The sequence below is a fragment of the Streptomyces sp. NPDC058051 genome, assembly GCF_042885475.1.
Taxonomy (GTDB): domain Bacteria; phylum Actinomycetota; class Actinomycetes; order Streptomycetales; family Streptomycetaceae; genus Streptomyces.
This window is the reverse complement of the sequence record NZ_JBHVRW010000001.1, coordinates 241,703-258,365: the sequence shown is the minus strand read 5'-3', so window position 1 is coordinate 258,365 and position 16,663 is coordinate 241,703. Positions and strand designations below refer to the sequence as shown.

General features: G+C 71.4%; 15 protein-coding genes and 2 pseudogenes. 5 read left to right on the top strand and 12 right to left on the bottom strand.

Going from position 1 to position 16,663, the window contains the following annotated elements; all coding sequences use genetic code 11:
- Positions 1 to 10: 10 nt before the first annotated feature.
- Positions 11 to 1,324 (bottom strand): MFS transporter, encoded by a 1,314-nt coding sequence (locus ACFVUT_RS01180; protein WP_389642301.1) that lies wholly within the window; start codon positions 1,322 to 1,324, stop codon positions 11 to 13.
- Positions 1,325 to 1,386: 62 nt separating this feature from the next.
- On the opposite strand from ACFVUT_RS01180, the gene ACFVUT_RS01175 reads away from it, so the two are divergent.
- On the top strand, positions 1,387 to 1,779 hold the full coding sequence (locus ACFVUT_RS01175) for a MerR family transcriptional regulator (RefSeq protein ID WP_389642298.1): 393 nt from the start codon (positions 1,387 to 1,389) through the stop codon (positions 1,777 to 1,779).
- Positions 1,780 to 1,980: 201 nt separating this feature from the next.
- Here the strand turns inward: ACFVUT_RS01175 and ACFVUT_RS01170 are convergent, their stop codons facing one another.
- The 3 genes from ACFVUT_RS01170 to ACFVUT_RS01160 form a co-directional block, all read right to left on the bottom strand.
- Positions 1,981 to 3,159: an acyl-CoA dehydrogenase family protein gene (locus ACFVUT_RS01170; RefSeq protein ID WP_389642295.1), complete on the bottom strand. Its 1,179-nt coding sequence runs from the start codon at positions 3,157 to 3,159 to the stop codon at positions 1,981 to 1,983.
- Between the two features lie 101 nt (positions 3,160 to 3,260).
- Positions 3,261 to 4,418, bottom strand: coding sequence for a methyltransferase (locus tag ACFVUT_RS01165; RefSeq protein ID WP_389642292.1), 1,158 nt, complete (start codon positions 4,416 to 4,418; stop codon positions 3,261 to 3,263).
- A gap of 70 nt (positions 4,419 to 4,488) precedes the next feature.
- A complete protein-coding gene (locus ACFVUT_RS01160) occupies positions 4,489 to 4,689 on the bottom strand; it encodes a hypothetical protein (protein WP_389642290.1) in 201 nt (66 codons plus the stop codon).
- A 247-nt stretch (positions 4,690 to 4,936) separates the two neighbouring features.
- Between ACFVUT_RS01160 and ACFVUT_RS01155 the strand changes: the two genes are divergently transcribed.
- The 3 genes from ACFVUT_RS01155 (at position 4,937) to ACFVUT_RS01145 (ending at position 7,690) form a co-directional block, all read left to right on the top strand.
- On the top strand, positions 4,937 to 5,761 hold the full coding sequence (locus tag ACFVUT_RS01155; RefSeq protein WP_389642287.1) for an endonuclease I family protein: 825 nt from the start codon (positions 4,937 to 4,939) through the stop codon (positions 5,759 to 5,761).
- A 354-nt stretch (positions 5,762 to 6,115) separates the two neighbouring features.
- A complete protein-coding gene (locus tag ACFVUT_RS01150; RefSeq protein ID WP_389642285.1) occupies positions 6,116 to 7,231 on the top strand; it encodes a chemotaxis protein in 1,116 nt (371 codons plus the stop codon).
- A gap of 135 nt (positions 7,232 to 7,366) precedes the next feature.
- A complete protein-coding gene (locus ACFVUT_RS01145; RefSeq protein WP_389642281.1) occupies positions 7,367 to 7,690 on the top strand; it encodes a plasmid stabilization protein in 324 nt (107 codons plus the stop codon).
- Positions 7,691 to 7,901: 211 nt separating this feature from the next.
- Here ACFVUT_RS01145 and ACFVUT_RS01140 read toward each other — a convergent pair whose 3' ends face one another.
- The 8 genes and pseudogenes from ACFVUT_RS01140 to ACFVUT_RS01105 all read right to left on the bottom strand — a co-directional run.
- Positions 7,902 to 9,326 carry an NADP-dependent succinic semialdehyde dehydrogenase gene (locus ACFVUT_RS01140; protein WP_389642278.1) on the bottom strand — a complete coding sequence of 475 codons (1,425 nt, stop codon included), beginning with the start codon at positions 9,324 to 9,326 and terminating at the stop codon, positions 7,902 to 7,904.
- 164 nt (positions 9,327 to 9,490) lie between these two features.
- Positions 9,491 to 10,000 carry an ATP-binding protein gene (locus ACFVUT_RS01135; protein WP_389642276.1) on the bottom strand — a complete coding sequence of 170 codons (510 nt, stop codon included), beginning with the start codon at positions 9,998 to 10,000 and terminating at the stop codon, positions 9,491 to 9,493.
- A 173-nt stretch (positions 10,001 to 10,173) separates the two neighbouring features.
- Positions 10,174 to 12,273, bottom strand: a complete 2,100-nt coding sequence (locus ACFVUT_RS01130; RefSeq protein ID WP_389642273.1) for a xanthine dehydrogenase family protein molybdopterin-binding subunit — start codon at positions 12,271 to 12,273, stop codon at positions 10,174 to 10,176.
- A gap of 41 nt (positions 12,274 to 12,314) precedes the next feature.
- Positions 12,315 to 13,301: an FAD binding domain-containing protein gene (locus ACFVUT_RS01125; RefSeq protein ID WP_389642270.1), complete on the bottom strand. Its 987-nt coding sequence runs from the start codon at positions 13,299 to 13,301 to the stop codon at positions 12,315 to 12,317.
- Complete coding sequence (locus ACFVUT_RS01120; RefSeq protein WP_389642267.1) at positions 13,298 to 13,864, bottom strand: 2Fe-2S iron-sulfur cluster-binding protein; 567 nt, start codon at positions 13,862 to 13,864, stop codon at positions 13,298 to 13,300. Before ACFVUT_RS01120 ends, ACFVUT_RS01125 begins: the two co-directional genes overlap by 4 nt.
- A gap of 135 nt (positions 13,865 to 13,999) precedes the next feature.
- On the bottom strand, positions 14,000 to 14,425 hold the full coding sequence (locus tag ACFVUT_RS01115; protein ID WP_389642264.1) for a hypothetical protein: 426 nt from the start codon (positions 14,423 to 14,425) through the stop codon (positions 14,000 to 14,002).
- Positions 14,422 to 15,249 (bottom strand): annotated as a pseudogene (gene nrfD / locus ACFVUT_RS01110) (NrfD/PsrC family molybdoenzyme membrane anchor subunit); the annotation flags it as partial. The pseudogene nrfD and the gene ACFVUT_RS01115, both read right to left, overlap by 4 nt.
- A gap of 120 nt (positions 15,250 to 15,369) precedes the next feature.
- Positions 15,370 to 16,020 (bottom strand): annotated as a pseudogene (locus ACFVUT_RS01105) (formate dehydrogenase); the annotation flags it as partial.
- Between the two features lie 212 nt (positions 16,021 to 16,232).
- Here ACFVUT_RS01105 and ACFVUT_RS01100 point away from each other — a divergent pair.
- Entirely contained in the window at positions 16,233 to 16,565 is a 333-nt protein-coding gene (locus ACFVUT_RS01100) for a DUF6479 family protein (RefSeq protein WP_389642261.1), read from the top strand.
- The last annotated feature ends 98 nt before the right edge of the window (positions 16,566 to 16,663 follow it).

Sequence of the window (16,663 nt, the reverse complement as noted above, 5' to 3'; positions counted from 1 at the left end):
TCGGCAACCGTCAACGATGTCCGGTCTCAGGCAGTGCGCCCTGCTCCCCCGGCCGGACTGCGTGAGGGCTGATGCCGCGTCGGTGCCTTCCGCGGAGCGTCAGCACAGCGGCGCTGATGGGGACGATGACGATCATCAGTGCACCGCAGCCGACAAGGACGACCGGGGCATCGGTCCGATCGAGGAGAAAGCCACCGAGGGCCGCTCCGAGGGGAGAGGCCGTCAGGAGCACGGCACCGCGCACAGCCAGAACCGTGGTGAGCGCGTCGGCGGGTGCGCGTTCCTGGAGCAGGGTGAGGGAGAGCGCGGAGTAGGGGCCGTAGACGAGTCCGGCGAAGGCGAAGCCGATCAGGGAAGGAAGAGCGGTGTGCGTGTGGGCAAAGGGAAGCATGGCGATGCCATGGCCCGCGATGATGCCGAGGATGGCCGGCCACAAGGGGAGTCGTCTGACCGCGCCCAACGCGGAAGCCCCGATGACGGCTCCGACACCGAAGGCGGCCCAGTAGGCGCCGAGCAGCCCCGCGGTGGCATGGAGGTTGTCGGAGACGAACAGGGGCAAGGCGACTTCGACGGGGCCGTACGCAAGGTTGAACACCCAGGTCACGACGACCAGGCCGAGGAGTTCCGGTTGATGGCGCAGAACGCTGAGCCCGCGCTGTGCGCCGCCGGCCACCGGTGCCGGTGCCGGTGCCGGTGCCGGAGACGGGGGCAGGACCGTACGGGCGGTCTGGAGAGCGAGCACGGCGAACGTGGCGGAGTCCAGGCCGATGATCCAGGCCGGCGACACCGTTCCCATGAGAAGGCCGGCGAGAGCGGGGCCCGCGATGGTCGCGCTCCACATGCTGGTGCTGAGCACACTGTTCGCTGCCAGACGCTGGTCGCCGGAGAGCAGAGGGACGAACAGGGCGTGCTTGCCGGCCTTGCCCCAGGCGTGAAGCAGCGAGGAAGCGCCCAGGAGCCCGACATACACGGCCGGGGTGAGCAGCCCCGCCACGTGCGTGAGCGGGACCGCCCCCAGCAGCACGGCCCGCAGCGCGGAGTCGGTGACCAGGAGTCGCCGAGCGGGAAGCCGGCGCATCCACCTGGCCAGGATCAGTGCGCCGAGTGCGCCGGGCAGGACGTAGGCGGCGACAGCGAGGCCGGCCAGCGCGCCTCGGCCGCCGTCGGGCCCCAGCGCGAGCGCGAGCCACGCGACGGCGACGACGGTCATGCCGTCGCCCAGGTCGGACAACGCGAAGACCGGCATCAGCCGCCGAAACGTCCGGTCGGCGAACAGCGCGCGGTAGGGGCCGGGCACCAGACGCCCCGGTAGCACTGAGAACATGCAGGCCACAGTCGTCCTTCAAGCACGCTTGAAGTCAAGGCCGGACCGGGAAAGGGACAGCCATGCGGTATCTGCCCATCGGTGAACTGGCAGACAGGGCCCGCGTGCGTGCTTCGGCGCTGCGCTACTGGGAAGAACGCGGTCTCCTTCCCGGCGCGCGCCGGGAAGGAGGACGCCGAGTGTGGCCCGCGACCGCCGTCCGCCGGGTCGCCCTGATCAGAATGGCGCAGCGGGCCGGGTTCACCCTCGCCGAGATCACGCAGTTGCTGGCCGACAACACCACACCATCGGCAACCCGACAGTGGCGGGACATGGCCACGCGCAAGCTGCCCGAACTCGACCGGCACATCGCACAGGCCCAGGCCCTGCGGCAGGCAGTGGCCAACTGCCTGGAGTGCGGCTGCATGAACTTCGATCAGTGCGTGCTCCTCGACACCACGGACGCGGCACCCTGACCGCGGGCGCGCCCACCGGCCGTGCACCTGCCGCAGCGGCAACACCCGCCCGCATCAGGCCATGCCCGGCGATACCCGATGCAACTGCCTTGCTCTCACCGGCTGACGCGGCCCCGTACCGGGACGGATCTCAGCGCCCGGTCCTCGCGACGACGGCGCGGTCTCGGCCCGTCCTCCGCAAGGAGTCCGCGCCGCACGCCCTCAGCGTCGCACGCGCGGCATCCCCAGCCCGATCCACGAGATGATCTCCCGCTGGATCTCGTTGTTGCCGCCGCCGAAGGTGAAGATGACCGCGGAGCGGTAGCCGCGTTCGAGTTCGCCGTGCAGTACGGCCCCCGCCGACCCTTCCTTCAGCGGTCCCGCCGAGCCGACCACCTCCATCAGCCAGGCGTAGGCGTCGCGGCGCGCCTCGGAGCCGTAGACCTTGACGGCGGAGGCGTCCTGCGGAGTGAGAGTCGCGTTCTGGACCGCGGACACCATCTGCCAGTTGAGCAGTTTCATGGCGTCGAGCCTGGTGTGGGTGCGGGCCAGGAGGGCGCGGACCCAGCCGAGGTCGATGACCCGGCGGCCGTCGGCGAGCCGGGTGTCCGCCGCCCAGCGCTGCACGTCGTGGAGGGCCCGGACGGCCATGGTGCCGTGTGCGGCGAGGGTGACGCGTTCATGGTTGAGCTGGTTGGTGATGAGCCGCCAGCCCTTGTTCTCGTCGCCGACGCGGCGGGAGACGGGTACGCGGATGTTCTCGTAGTAGCTGGCGGTGGTGTCGTGCGAGGCGAGGGTGTTGATGACGGTGCAGGAGTAGCCGGGGTCGCCGGTCGGGACGAGGAGCATGGTGATGCCCTTGTGGGGCGGGGCGTCCGGGTCGGTGCGGACGGCGAGCCAGACCCAGTCGGCGGTGTCCCCGTTGGTCGTCCAGATCTTCTGGCCGTTGACGACGTACTCGTCGCCCTCGCGCACCGCCCGGGTCTTGAGCGCGGCAAGGTCGGTGCCCGCGTCGGGCTCGCTGTAGCCGATCGCGAAGTCGGTCTCGCCCGAGAGGATCTTCGGCAGGAAGTGGTCCTTCTGTTCGTCGGTGCCGAATCGCATGATCGTCGGGCCGACGGTGTTCAGGGCCATCAGCGGCAGCGGCACACCGGCCTGGGCGGCCTCGTCGAAGAAGATGAACTGTTCCATCGGGGACAGGCCGCGTCCGCCGTACTCCTTCGGCCAGCCGACACCCAGCCAGCCGTCGGCGCCCAGGCGCCGGATCGTCTCGCGGTAGAAGCGCTTCTGCACGGCCGGATCGGCGTGGCGCGCGTAGGCGTTGTCGGGGACGAGTCCGGCGAAGTACGCACGCAGCTCGGCACGCAACTGCTGCTGTTCAGGCGTGTATTCGAGGTGCACGGCCCCTCCAGGTGTCTCGCGGTCGCGTCGCCCGTGTGCGGCGGCGCACACAGTAGAACGTGTTGCAAGAATCTGGAAGGGTCAGGGCACCGCGACGGGTGTCAGCGCTTGACGGCGCGCAGGACGACGAACTTCGGATCTCCCGCGACCGTGGTGCAGTTGCCGAAGATCCGGCGCAGCCGGGAGTGGTGGCCGAGGTGCCGGTTGGCGACGACCCACAGCTCGCCGCCGGGACGCAGTGCGGCGCGTGCGCCCTGGAACATGCTGCGGGCGGTTGCGTCGGTGGTGGCCTGATGGGAGTGGAACGGCGGGTTGTTGAGGATCAGGTCCACACTGGCGGGCGCCAGGTGAGCCACCCCGTCGCCGACCACGAAGTCGGCCTCGGCGTCCGGGCCGGCGTTGGCCCGGAACGTCTCCTCGGCGGAGGCGACCGCCTGGTAGGACTCGTCGATGAAGGTGACCGCAGCGTCGGGGTTGGCGAGCGCGGCGGAGAGCCCGACGACACCGTTCCCGCAACCGAGATCGACGACCCGGTCGGGGCCACTGCGCGCGGGGAGGTGGCCGAGGAAGAAGCGGGTGCCGATGTCGAGGCGGTCCGCGCAGAAGATCCCGGCGTGGTTGGTGACGGTCCGCCCGGAGACGGGGCCGACACCCTCGGGCAGCGCGTAGCGGTACGGCCAGGGGCTGGGCGTACGGTCCAGGGCCGGGTCCGGCGTGCAGAAGATGAGCCGGGCCTTCTTGACCGCGAGGGACGTGCGGGTCGGCCCGATGATCCGCTCGAAGAGGGCGAGGGTGGAGGTGTGGATCTCCTTGACCATGCCCGTGCCGATGACGACGGTGCCCGCATGGACGGCCGGAGCGAGGCGGTGGAGCTGGTCCTCCAGGAGCGCGAGGCTCTTCGGGACGCGTACCAGCAGGACGTCGACACGGTCCGGTGGCACGTCCCTCGCCGACAGCAGCCGTACGGCGTCCGCGGCCACTCCGTTGCGGTCCAGATTCGCCAGGGTCGCGCGCTGCGCCAGGTAGGAGTCGGTGATCTGGACGGGGCGGTGCGCGGCCAGCACGGTGCTCAGGGCGCCCCAACGGTCGCCCACCACGACCACGGCGCCCGAGAGGTCGACCGGTTCCGATCCGTCGACCCCCTCCAGCCGCCGCAGCAGGTACTCATCGGCGGCATCCCAGGCGCGGAACGGGTCGCGCGGGTCCTCGGGGAAACGGGTGAGGTCGTAGCCGACCCCTGACACGGTAAAACGGTTCATTGTGCCGCTCAGGCTAGCCGAGACGCGGGGAGCGCCCACACGCTCCCCGCGCCGGCTGCCGGACCACTCGCTACGGCAGCGTCTTGTCGATCGCCGCCCGGCCCTCCCGGGCGAGCCTGCGCTCGGCCCACTGAAGATTCTTCGGAGTCAGGTCCCGCCCGGAGGCGAGCACCAGGTCCTCTGCCGACGGATTGTCGCTCCCGCCGGTGTGCAAGAGGCTGTCGGGAGTCACTCCCCGCACTGGGGATACGGATTCGGGCTCGTCGCTCATGCCGCCTCCTCGTCCTTTCGGTCATTCTCGCCCCGCGCCACGCCCTCCGCATCCGATGCTCCCGCACCCCTCCCCGCGCCGCGGACAGGCCCTCACTTGACCTGCACATGATAGGTACACAGCGTTCACACCCTGGTCACGGTGCGTGTGGAAGGCTCCCGCTGACCACGTTCCACACGACCGCCGCGGCGCCGCCTCCACCTCGTGACGGCTCCGCGGTGCCCGCATTTCGGAGAGGACACCCCACATGTCCCGTCGTCACGTTCCTTACCGGCGCCCCCTGCTGGCGACCCTGGCCGCCTTCGCGGTCGTCGCCGGCACCGCGGCCGCCGCACCGGCCGCCCTGCCCCAGGCCCCGCCGGCCGCCGCGACGCCGCTCGCCACCCTCGACGACACGTACTACCAGGACGCGCTCGGCAAGTCCGGAACCGCCCTCAAGAGCGCCCTGCACACCATCATCAGCGACCAGACCAAGATCTCCTACAGCCAGGTCTGGGAAGCCCTCAAGGACACGGACGAGGACCCCGACAACCCCTCGAACGTGATCCTTCTCTACTCCGGACTCTCCGAATCCAAGAGCAACAACGGCGGATCGGTCGGCCAGTGGAACCGCGAACACGTCTGGGCCAAGTCCCACGGCAACTTCGGCACCGCCACCGGCCCCGGCACGGACATCCACCACCTGCGGCCGGAGGACGTCCAGGTCAACTCCATCCGCGGCAACAAGGACTTCGACAACGGCGGCAGCGCCGTCAGCGGCGCACCGGGCAACTACACCGACAGCGACTCCTTCGAACCGCGCGACGCGGTCAAGGGCGACGTGGCCCGCATGATCCTCTACATGGCGGTGCGCTACGAGGGCGACGACAGCTTCGCCGACCTCGAACCCAACGAGAAGGTGTCCAACGGGTCCGCGCCGAACATCGGCCGCCTCTCGGTGCTCAAGGAATGGAGCCAGGAGGACCCGCCGGACAGCTTCGAGCAGCGGCGCAACGACGTCATATACGAGCAGTACCAGCACAACCGCAACCCGTTCATCGACCACCCGGAATGGGTCGAGTCCATCTGGTAGACGGACCGCCCCGGACAGACCCCTTTCCCATAGCGGCCGGCCAGGCCGCTCGCGCGCCGGGCCAGGGTCTCGTCACGGGAGGAAGAGCACCGAAGGGCCGCCTCGTCCCGCATCCCCTCACCGGGAGGCGGGGCGGGGCGGCCTTCCGCGTCACCAGAGACGGCGCCAGAGGCAGAGGCCGAAGCAGAGGCGGCGGCAGAGACAGGAGCGGAGGCAGAGGCCGAAGCAGCGGCCGAGACAGAGTCAGGCACTGCGCAAGAATTCGCCCACCCATGGATCAAACGGTATGAATTGACTCGTCGAGAGCACCGCTTCGCTCGGGAGCGGATGCCGCCGAAGCCCCTGGGAGAGCACATGGATACGGACGCCCTGACCGCCGGTGTGTTGCAGGAACTGCGGGCGGTCAAGCCCTATCCGGCCCTGTCCCTGACCATGCCGACGCACCGCCGCGCTCCGGACCATGCCCAGGACGCCGTCCGGCTGCGCAACCTGGTCGCCGAGGCCGTCGGCCGGCTCGAAGCGGACCCCGCGGTCACCCGTGAGGCGCGAACCGCGATCAAGGAGCAGTTGGACCGGGCGGTCACCGATGTGGATCCCCGACGGGCCCTGGACGCCCTGGTGCTCCTCGTCACCGCCGACGAGCACCAGATCTGGCAGCTCCCCCGCACCGTGCCCGAACGGGTCGTGCTCAGCGACACCTATCTGACCCGCAACCTGGTCGCCGCGAAGGCCCAGGCCCAGCCGTTCTGGGCGCTCACCGTGTCGGCCGAGCGCGCCACCCTGTGGAGCGGCACGACGGACGCCCTGCACGAGGAGCAGGGCGACGGGTTCCCACTGACGGCTCCGCGGGAGGCGCCCAACCCGCAGCGCGAGGAGCGGATCGGCGACACCCCGAGCACCTTCAGCGACGAGGAGACGCGCAATTTCCTGCGCACGGTCGACGAGAAGCTGCGCGCGGTACTGGCCGCGGACCCGCGTCCGCTGTACCTCGTCGGCCTCGCACCCGCGCTCGCCCTGCTGGACGAGGTCGGCGAGGGTGCGGCGTCGGCCGTCGGCCGCGTCACGAAGGGTGCGCCCGCCGACATGGCACCGAGCGACCTGCTCAAGGAACTGCGGCCGGCGCTCGACGAACGGCAGCGGCGGTTCGCGGCGGAGATCGACGGCAAACTGGACGAGGCGCGCGGTCGTCGTGCCTTCGCCGGCGGTCTCGACGAGGTGTGGGCCGCCGTGCGCGAGGGCCGTGCCGGACTGGTCGCGGTGGAGGAGCACTTCCAGCAGACGGTACGGATGGCGGACGCGCACCTGGAACCGGTGAGTGGCGAAGCCGCCGACCTCACGGACGGCTCAGTCCGGGAGGACATCGTGGACGAGCTGGTCGAGGCGGCCCTGGACAGCGGCACGGACGTGGTCTTCCTCGCGGACGACTCCCTCGCGGAGCACGGACGGATCGCGGCGGCCCTGCGGTACTGAACAGGCACGGACGCCACCCGCGCACCGCATCGGGGCCCGCACGCGGCAGGCGTGCGGGCCCCGATGTCCGCTGGGACACTGAGGAGGGGCCCGATCGAGCCCCGGGACAGGTCCCGGGAGAGGAGTGAACCCACCATGCCACGCGGATCCAACCCCAAACGGGAACGACAGTACGAACACATCAAGGAGAGCGCGCAGGAGCGCGGGGTCAGCGAGGAGCGGGCCGAGGAGATCGCGGCTCGTACGGTCAACAAGGAGCGCGCCCGCGCCGGTGAGTCGAGGACCGCGAGCCGTACCTCCCTGGAGGACATGTCGTCCTCACGGCGCGGTGGCCTGCGCTCGCACACCGGAGCCGCAGGGCCGACGCGCGACCAGCTCTACGAAGAGGCCAGGAAGAAGAACGTCCAGGGCCGTTCGCACATGACGAAGGCCCAGCTGGAACGGGCGCTCGGCCGCTGATCCCGCGTCACCGGGTCCGGGACCGCGGTGTCAGCCGCTCCAGGACCGGTCGGCGGCCTCGGACAGATCCGTGCCGCGTTCCCGGATGCGGGTGGGGTAGCGGGTGCGGGCATCCGCCACCCCACCCGGCGTACATCCGCCGCCCCACCCGGCGTCGTACCCACCCGGCGTAGATCCGCCGCCCCGCCACGTCGTACGCGGAGGTGTCCGCCTACGACGTGGCGGGCACGGCCTCGGGCCCGTACCAGACCGTGGTCGCATTGCAGAACTCGCGGATGCCGTGCCCGGCGAGTTCGCGCCCGTAGCCGGAGCGCTTCACGCCGCCGAAGGGCAGCGCGGGATGGGACGCGGTCATGCCGTTGAAGAAGACAGCGCCCGCTTCCAGGTCGCGCACGCAGCGGCGTGCCTCGTCGGAGTCGCGGGTCCACACGTTGGAGCTCAGCCCGAAGGGGCTGTCGTTGGCGAGTTCCACGGCTTCGTCCAGCCCCTCGACGCGGTACAGCGTGGCGACGGGGCCGAAGGTCTCCTCGCGGTGGATGCGCATGCCGGTCGTGATCCCGGTGAGGACGGTCGGGGCGTAGAACCAGCCCCGTTCCAGCTGCGGGCCGAGGCCCTCGGGCCGGCCGCCTCCGCACAGCACGTCCGCGCCCTGCCGCACCGCGTCGTCCACCAGCTCCTCCAGGTCGGCGCGGCCCTGTTCGCTGGAGAGGGGTCCGACGTCGGTGGATTCCCGCATCGGGTCGCCGACCGTCAGGTCCCGCATGCCCAGGGTGAACCGCTCCGCGAACTCGTCGTACACCTGCGTGTGCACGATGAACCGTTTGGCGGCGATGCAGGACTGGCCGTTGTTCTGCACCCGCGCGGTCACGGCGGTCCGGGCGGCCCGTGCGACGTCCGCCGACGGCATGACAAGGTACGGGTCACTGCCGCCCAGTTCCAGCACGGTGTGCTTCACCTCGTCCCCCGCGACCGCCGCGACCGAGCGCCCGGCCGGCTCACTACCGGTGAGCGTGGCAGCGGCGACCCGCGGGTCACGGAGGATCGACTCGACCGCTCCGGAACCCACCAGCAGTGTCTGGAAGCACCCCACCGGAAATCCGGCCCGGCGGAACAGGCCCTCCAGATACATCGCCGTCTGCGGCACGTTCGACGCGTGCTTGAGCAGGCCGACGTTTCCGGCCATCAGCGCCGGGGCGGCGAAGCGTACGACCTGCCAGAGCGGGAAGTTCCACGGCATCACGGCGAGGACGGCGCCGAGCGGCCGGTAACGGACGTAGGCGCGGGAAGCACCGGCGTCCTTCACGTCCTCCGGCCGCGGACGCTCGTCGGCGAGAAGTTCCTCGGCGTGGGCCGCGTACCAGCGCATCGCCTTCACGCACTTGGCGGCCTCGGCCCGCGCCGCCTTGACGGGCTTGCCCATTTCGGTCGTCATGGTGCGCGCGATGTCCTGCACGTCCTCGTCGAGAAGACCGGCCGCCGCGTTCAGCAGGCCGGCCCGCTCGCCGAATCCGGTGGTGCGGTACTTCCGGAACGCGGTGGCGGCGGCAGCGAGCTTCTGCTCGATCTCCGCCTCTCCCAGGGCGTCGAACGTTCTGAGAGTCTCGCCGTTCACGGGATTGACCGTCGCGATGGGCATGGCTGTGGCCTCCTTGCCTCGGTACTTCGACCGTGCAGCGCCGTGCGCCGCACCGCAACGCGGACCCTGCCGGGCGCACAACCCACCGGCGCGGACCCTGCGTGCGCTGTGCACGCCGTCCGCGCCGGAAGGGTTCGGCGTCTCACGGGTCCGGAATCGGCACCTCAGGCGGGCGCGGGCACGAAATCGCCGGCCGTCGCGGGCTCGGGTGCGGGGTCCGGAGCGACGGCGGGCGGGCGGCGGAACTCGCCCGCGCCGGGCAGCGGCGGCAGCGGCATCAGGCCGACGGTCTGCGGCTCCTTCGCGTACCGGGTGAACCACACGACCTTGCCCTCTGCCGTACGGCAGGTGCCCCAGCTGTCGCTCAGGGCCATGACGCGGCTGAGGCCCCCGCCGCCGGTGCTGAGCAGGCGCGGCATACCGGAGCCGTTGTCGGAGACGGAGACCGTGAGATGCCTCCCGGACCAGCGGAGTTCGACGACGCATTGATTGTCGTCACCGACATGCCGGTGGACATTGGTCAGCAGCTCCTCCACACCGCGGCACACCGGCCGGATGTGGAGTTCGAGACTCCAATGGCGGAGGTGCGCGGCAATGATCCGCCGCAACTGCGAAACACGCTCTGCCGAAACCTTGAGTTCGACCAGATAGTGCCGGTCGAATGGAACGGTCATCGTCGAGGCTCCTCACATCGAGGCCCACTGACTTCGCCCCGTTGAACCAACGACCCCCGAATACGAAGAGTGAGCAGATGTCACTTCTGGGTCACTCAACAGGGTGACCCCGCGGAGCCGGTTGTGCAACACAGGAACGGACGGCTCCGCCATCCGGGGCACATCGGCCCAGGTCACAGAAGGTAGGGCAGAAGGGTGTCCGGAGTGAGGGGAAGGCTGCGCAACCGGACTCCGGTGGCGTGCCGGACGGCGTTGCCGACGGCCGCCGCGGCGCCGACGATGCCGATCTCGCCGATGCCCTTGCTGCCCATCGGGTTGAGGTGCGGATCGTGCTCGTCGATCCAGTGCGCCTCGATCTCGGGCACGTCCGCAGAGGCCGGCACGTGGTAGGAGGCGAGATCGCTCTCGACGAAGTCGCCGAAGACCGGATCCATGGTGCTGCCCTCGGTGAGCGCCATGCCGATTCCCATCGTCATTCCGCCGATGAACTGGGAGCGTGCGGTGCGGGGGTTGAGGATGCGCCCGGCAGCGAAGACGCCGAGCATGCGGCGCACCCGCGCTTCGCCGGTCCGGGAGTCGACGGCGACCTCGGCGAAGTGCGCACCGAACGCGTGACGTGCGTACGGCGACCGTACGGAGGTCTCCTCCCCGGTGTCCGCGAAGGCTGTCAGCCCCTCGGCGGGAAGGGGATCCGTGCGCTCGCGCAGCTGTCCCAGGAGGGCGGTGGACGCCTTGTGCACGGACCAGCCCCAGGAGGCCGTGCCCGAGGAGCCACCGGCCAGCGGGGCGTCCGGCAGGTCGCTGCTGCCGATGTCGATCCGGACGTTCTCCGCCGGTGTGTCCAGTACGGAGGCCGCGATCTGCGCGAGCACGGTGCGGGAGCCGGTGCCCATGTCGGTGGCGTTGACCCGGATGCGGTACGAGCCGTCGGGTGCCGCGTGTGCCGAGGCGCTGGAGCCGGAGATGTACACGGGGTACGTGGCGGACGCCACGCCCGTGCCGACGAGCAGCGGACCCTCTTCACGGACCGCGGGAAGGGGATCGCGGTCGTACCAGCCGAACCGTGCGGCGCCCTCCTCCAGGCACCGGGCGAGGCCCCGGCTGCTGAACGGGCGGCCGGAGTCGGGTTCGTCGACCGGGTCGTTGCGCAGACGCAGTTCGACGGGGTCGACGCCCAGGGCCGCGGCGAGCTCGTCCATGGCGGATTCCAGCGCGTACATGCCCGGCGCCTCGCCCGGTGCGCGCATCCAGGACGGGCTCGGCACATCGAGGGCGGTCACGCGGTGGCTGGTACGGCTGTGCGGCGACCTGTACATGATGCGGGTCGGTACGGCGGCCTGCTCCACGAATTCCTTGAGGGTGGAGGTGTGGGTGACGACCTCGTGCGCGATCGAGACGAGGGTGCCGTCCAGCTCGGCACCGAGCCTGACGCGCTGCACGGTGGGCGCGCGGTGGCCGACCACGGCCGCCAACTGGCGCCGGGGCAGGACGACCTTGACGGGACGACCGGTGTGACGCGCGGCCATGACCGCCAGGACGGACTGCGGGCGCGGGGTGCCCTTGCAGCCGAAGCCACCGCCGACGTGCTCGGAGACCACGGTGACCTGGTGCGGTCGGAGTCCGAAGGCGGCCGAGAGGCTTTCGCGGACCGTGGTGGAGCCCTGGCTGCTGTCGTGGACGTGCAGGTGCCCGTCCCGCGTCCACCGCGCGGTGGAGGCGTGGGGCTCCATGGGGTGGTTGTGCAGCGCGCCGATGGTGTAGGTGGCGTCGATCTGCGCGGGTGCCCCGGCGAAGGCCCGGTCGGCGTCGCCGCGTTCGCGGACGGCCGGGTAGTCGCCGTTGACCGTCTCCGGGGTGTACAGACCGGGGTGGTCCTCGGACAGCAGCACATCGTGCTCGGCGGTTTCGTACGTGATCCGCAGCGCCTCGGCCCCGGCACGGGCGTGGTCGAGCGTGTCGGCCACCACGAGCGCGACGGGCCAGCCCCGGTGCGGAACCCGGTCGTCCTGGAGGACGGCGAGGATCGGGTCGTCGGGCTGCTTCAGCCGCGGGGCGTTGTCGTGGCTGAGGACGGCGTGCACGCCCGGCAGGGCCAGTGCCTCGTCGGTGCGGACGGCTTCGACGCGTCCGCGGGCGATGGTGGCGGGGACGGGCCAGCCGTACAGGCAGCCCGGTGGGGTGTGCTCGGCGGCGTAGCGGGCGGTGCCGGTGACCTTGTCCCGGCCCTCGCGTCGCGGGACGGGGGTGCCCAGTGGTGGAGGTGCCTGGCTCATGACGGGTCCTCACGTCTGCGGGTCGGCGTCGGTGCGATGGCTCAGCTGTCGGCCGCGAGTTCGGTGAGCGCGGCGACGGCCAGACTGCGGGCGAGACCGACCTTGAACGCGTTGTCACGCAGCGGCCGGGCCGCCGCGAGTTCGGCGTCCACGGCCCGTGCGAAGGTCTCGTCGTCGGCCGGTGCGCCCCGGAGCGCCTCTTCCGCGGTGTGGGCGCGCCAGGGCCGGTGGGCGAGTCCGCCGAAGGCGAGGGCGGCGTGCGCGATCCGCCCGTCGCGCACGCCGAGTACGGCGGCGACGGACGCGAGGGCGAACGCGAACGAGGCACGGTCGCGGGCCTTGCGGTAGAGGGAGCCGGCCCCGTCCGGGCGCGGCGGCAGGACGACTTCGGTGATCAGTTCGCCCGCCCGGATCTCGGTGTCCCGGTCAGGGGTGTCGCCCGGCAGCCGGTGGAACGCCGCGGCGGGTACGGTCCGTTCGCCGTCCGGCCCGTGGAGCCGGACGGTGGCGTCGAGGGCGGACAGGGCCACGGCCATGTCGGAGGGGTGTGTGGCGACGCAGTGCTCGGAGTGGCCGAGTACGGCGAGATCGCGGTGGGCGCCCTCGACGGCGGGGCAGCCGGTGCCGGGCTCCCGCTTGTTGCAGGGCTTGGACGTGTCCTGGAAGTAGGGGCACCGGGTGCGCTGCAGCAGGTTTCCGCCGGTCGTGGCGGTGTTGCGGAGCTGACCGGACGCGCCGGACAGCAGCGCCTGGGACAGGACGGGGTAGCGGGTGCGTACGGCCGGATGGGCGGCCAGGTCGCTGTTGCGCACGGTCGCGCCGATACGCAGCCCGCCGTCGCCGGTGTCGGCCACCTGGTCCAGGGGAAGCCGGCTGATGTCGATGAGCAGGTCGGGGGTTTCCACACCGAGTTTCATCAGGTCGACGAGGTTGGTGCCGCCGCCGAGGAATCCGGCGCCGGGGTGTGCGGCGCTCGCACGGACGGCTTCGGCGGTGGACCGGGCGCGGACGTAGGCGAAGCGTTTCACGGCGCCACGTCCTCGATCGCCTCGACGATGCGGGGGTAGGCCCCGCATCGGCACAGGTTGCCGCTCATCCGCTCGCGGATCTCGGGGGCGTCGAGCGGCGCCGGGACGGACACGGATGCGGTACGGGCGGTGGCGTGGGACGGGAAGCCGTCCGCCGCCTCGCCGAGCATGCCGACGGCCGAGCAGATCTGGCCGGGTGTGCAGTAGCCGCACTGCAGGGCGTCGCGGTCCAGGAAGGCTTCCTGGAGGGGGTGGAGCCGGTCGCCGTCGGCGAGGCCCTCGACGGTGGTGATGCGGGCTCCGTCGTGCGCGACGGCAAGCAGCAGGCAGCTGTTGGCGCGCCGCCCGTCGACGATGACCGTGCACGCTCCGCACTGACCGTGGTCGCAGCCCTTCTTCGCGCCGGTGAGGTCGAGGTGTTCGCGCAGGGCGTCCAGGACCGTGGTGCGGTGATCGAGCGTCAGGGTCCGCTCGGCGCCGTTGATGTGCAGGGTCAGGGTGGCGCGGTCGCCGGTCGCTCCCGGCTGTTGCGCAGCGTCTTCCCGCCCGTGAGAGGGATCCACTCACTCGCGCCTTTCAGAGGTGGCATTTCATCCGTTTTCTACCAGACAGGTGGTGCCTTCCCGTTTCATTGCTCCGTCGCCGGGCGGTGACCTGCCCGGCGATCGACTCTCCCGGCCCTCCCGGCTCCTCCGGCCCTACCGGCTCTTCCGGCTCCCCTGGCTCTCCCGGCTCCCCCGGTTCTCCAAGCGGAGGCGGACCTCCTCCTCCTGGTCTCCGGAGACCGTGCCGACGACCCGCACGTCGAAGGCGTGCGCCAGGCTCCGCCGGATCCGTTCGACCGCCCAGTAGCCGCCCTGCACGTCGACCGACACGGGCGCGCCGATCGTCACCGGTCCCGTGACCACTCGCTCCTCGGTGACATCGACGGTTGCCACCCAAGCGGTGGGACGTTTCTGCGCGAGCTTTTTCGGTACGTCGACCGAGGCCCGGTCGGTGGTGAACGCGGCCCGCAGCGCGTCGAAGACCGCCCGCGCGTCGCCCGTGTCGCACCCGCTGATGACGACCGAGACCTCCTCGCCGTGCAGGCTCTCCTGCGACGGCTGCTCCTTGATGGTGTTCACCGCGGCTCCTTCCGCTCGGCTCGGTGCGGTGCGTCCCCGCGCTGGGGACCGACGGTGTAGACGGGGTCCTCGGCGGAGGCGATGCCTGCCGCGAAGATCCCGAAGCGTGTGCAGGCCGAACCGGCGAGCAGCGCCAGTCCTGCCCCGACGGCGGCCGGACGGCCGCAGCCCGCGAGGAGCGCCGCGCCCGCGCCGCCGGCGACGGTCAGGATGCGGGCGGAGCGCAGCAGCGCACCGGCCCGCCCCCGGTGGTAGGTCTCGGCCACCATGCCGAGCCGGCGATCCGCCGCCCCTTCCGCGAGACTCTCGCCCGCGGCGGCGAGCACTGCGGCGTACCGGGCCGGTGCGTTCTCGTGTGCGGGGGCGATGGCCAGCGCCATCCCGGCGGCGGCCGCCGTCGCGGACGCGGCGAAGAGGTACGGGAGTTCGCGGTGTACTCCGTGCCAGGCGGGTACGGCCGTGTCCGCGGCGAGGACGGCGGTGTAGGTCGCCACGGCGGGACCGAGGAGCGCGGCGGCGCCGGTGGCGGCGGCCCCGGCGCGCGGCAGTCGGCCGGTGGTCGCACAGAGTGCGGCGACGCCCGCGGCCGGCCCGTATCCGGACAGCAGCCAGGAGCCGACGCTCATCGGGGAGGTCGGTTTGAGGACGCGGAGCATGTGGGTGAATCGGGCGGGGCGGCCGAGGTCGTGGACGAGCGCGGCGGCCGAGAGGGTGACCGCAGCGAGGGAGGACACCTTCATCGCGGTCGCCGTCCCGCCGCGGCCGGTCAGCTGCGCCCCTGCGGCGATCACGGAGCCCGCCCCGGCGAGTCCGCCGAGGAAGAAGTAGCCGGCGATGTCACGCGCGGACCAGGCCGGCGCCTTGATCACGGGGCGCCCGTAGTACGAGCCGAACTCGGCGCGCGGAACCATGGGTTCGTCACCGCGCCGCCGTCGTCCCGGCCGGTCCTTCCGCTGGAGGTCCTGCATGAAGGTAGTCGCTCCGCCGCGTCCGAACGAGGTACCGAGGCCGGACACGGTCGAGCTGTGGCAGACCCGCGCCTGGTTCTCCACCTGCACCACACCGAGCCCGGTCAGCAACTTCTTGATCAGGTAGTTCTCCTCGTTGTCGAGGGTGGCCCCGCCGAGACTGGCGATGCCGAGCGTGCGTACGGTGCGCAGCCCCTCGTGCTCCCACTCCCAGGTCCGGCGCCGGGTCTCGATCACCCGGTCGGCCACCATGTCCATGGCGGTCTCCAGGTCGAGCGGCTCCCAGTCACGCGCGTACGGGCGGCGGTGGAGCACCTGATGGCGGCGGGAAGGGCCCGTGGTGAGCTGGAGCGTCGCGGAACCCTTGGGGCAGAGCCGGCCTCGGCTGATCGGGGAATCGGGGTCGCCCTCGATCTGCACGACACGGTCGTCCTTGACGTACACCTGCTGCCCGCAGCCGACCGCGCAGTACGGGCAGACGGACGGCACGACCCGGTCGCTCGTGGCGGTGCGCGGTCTGATGCCCTCCGTCGCGGACGACATGGCGGCACGCCCTCTGCCCAGCGGGTCACCCCCGGTCAGCTGCCGGTACACCGGCCACCGGCTGAACGGATTCGGCACTCCCATCGCTTCCCTCCGGCGGTTCGAGGATCCTCTCCAGGCTCGCCCCACGACGGGCCGACTGCGACACGGAACGGCCGACCGGATCGACGCCTCCGGCAGTGGGCTCGCGCCGATTGGCCTGACGAGACCGAAACACTTTTAGGTCCATATCCACTTAAAACATGAATTCATGGTCATTGCCGAGTGATGCCCCTGCCTCGGGGTATCCGGGAGGCATGGACGTATCGAACGGAGACTTCAGCGCACTGGCCTTCCCCCTCGCCGACGGGCGGGGTGCGACCGGGGCGGTGATGGGCATTGTCGGAGTGGTGCTGGTGGCCGTACTGATCGGCGCGGTCTGGCTGGGCAGGCGGCGCCGCGCCCAGGAGCTGCCTCCGCCCCGGCCCGAGGAGCAGCCGCCGCACCCCGACCACCGGAGCCACATCGAGCAGCGCGATGTCCACGGCGACGACAGCTTCCCGCCCGACAAGCGGGGTCTCTCCCCCTACGAGCTCGGTGACCACGGAAGCGAGACCATCCGCCGCGACACCGACGAGCAGCGCGACTGATCCTCCGGGAGCCACTGGCCTTCCGGGAGCCGAAGCGTCCGGTCTCCTCGCCGGGCGGCGCGGCGCGCGGCATCGCCGCGTGTTGCGGGAGCGGGCGA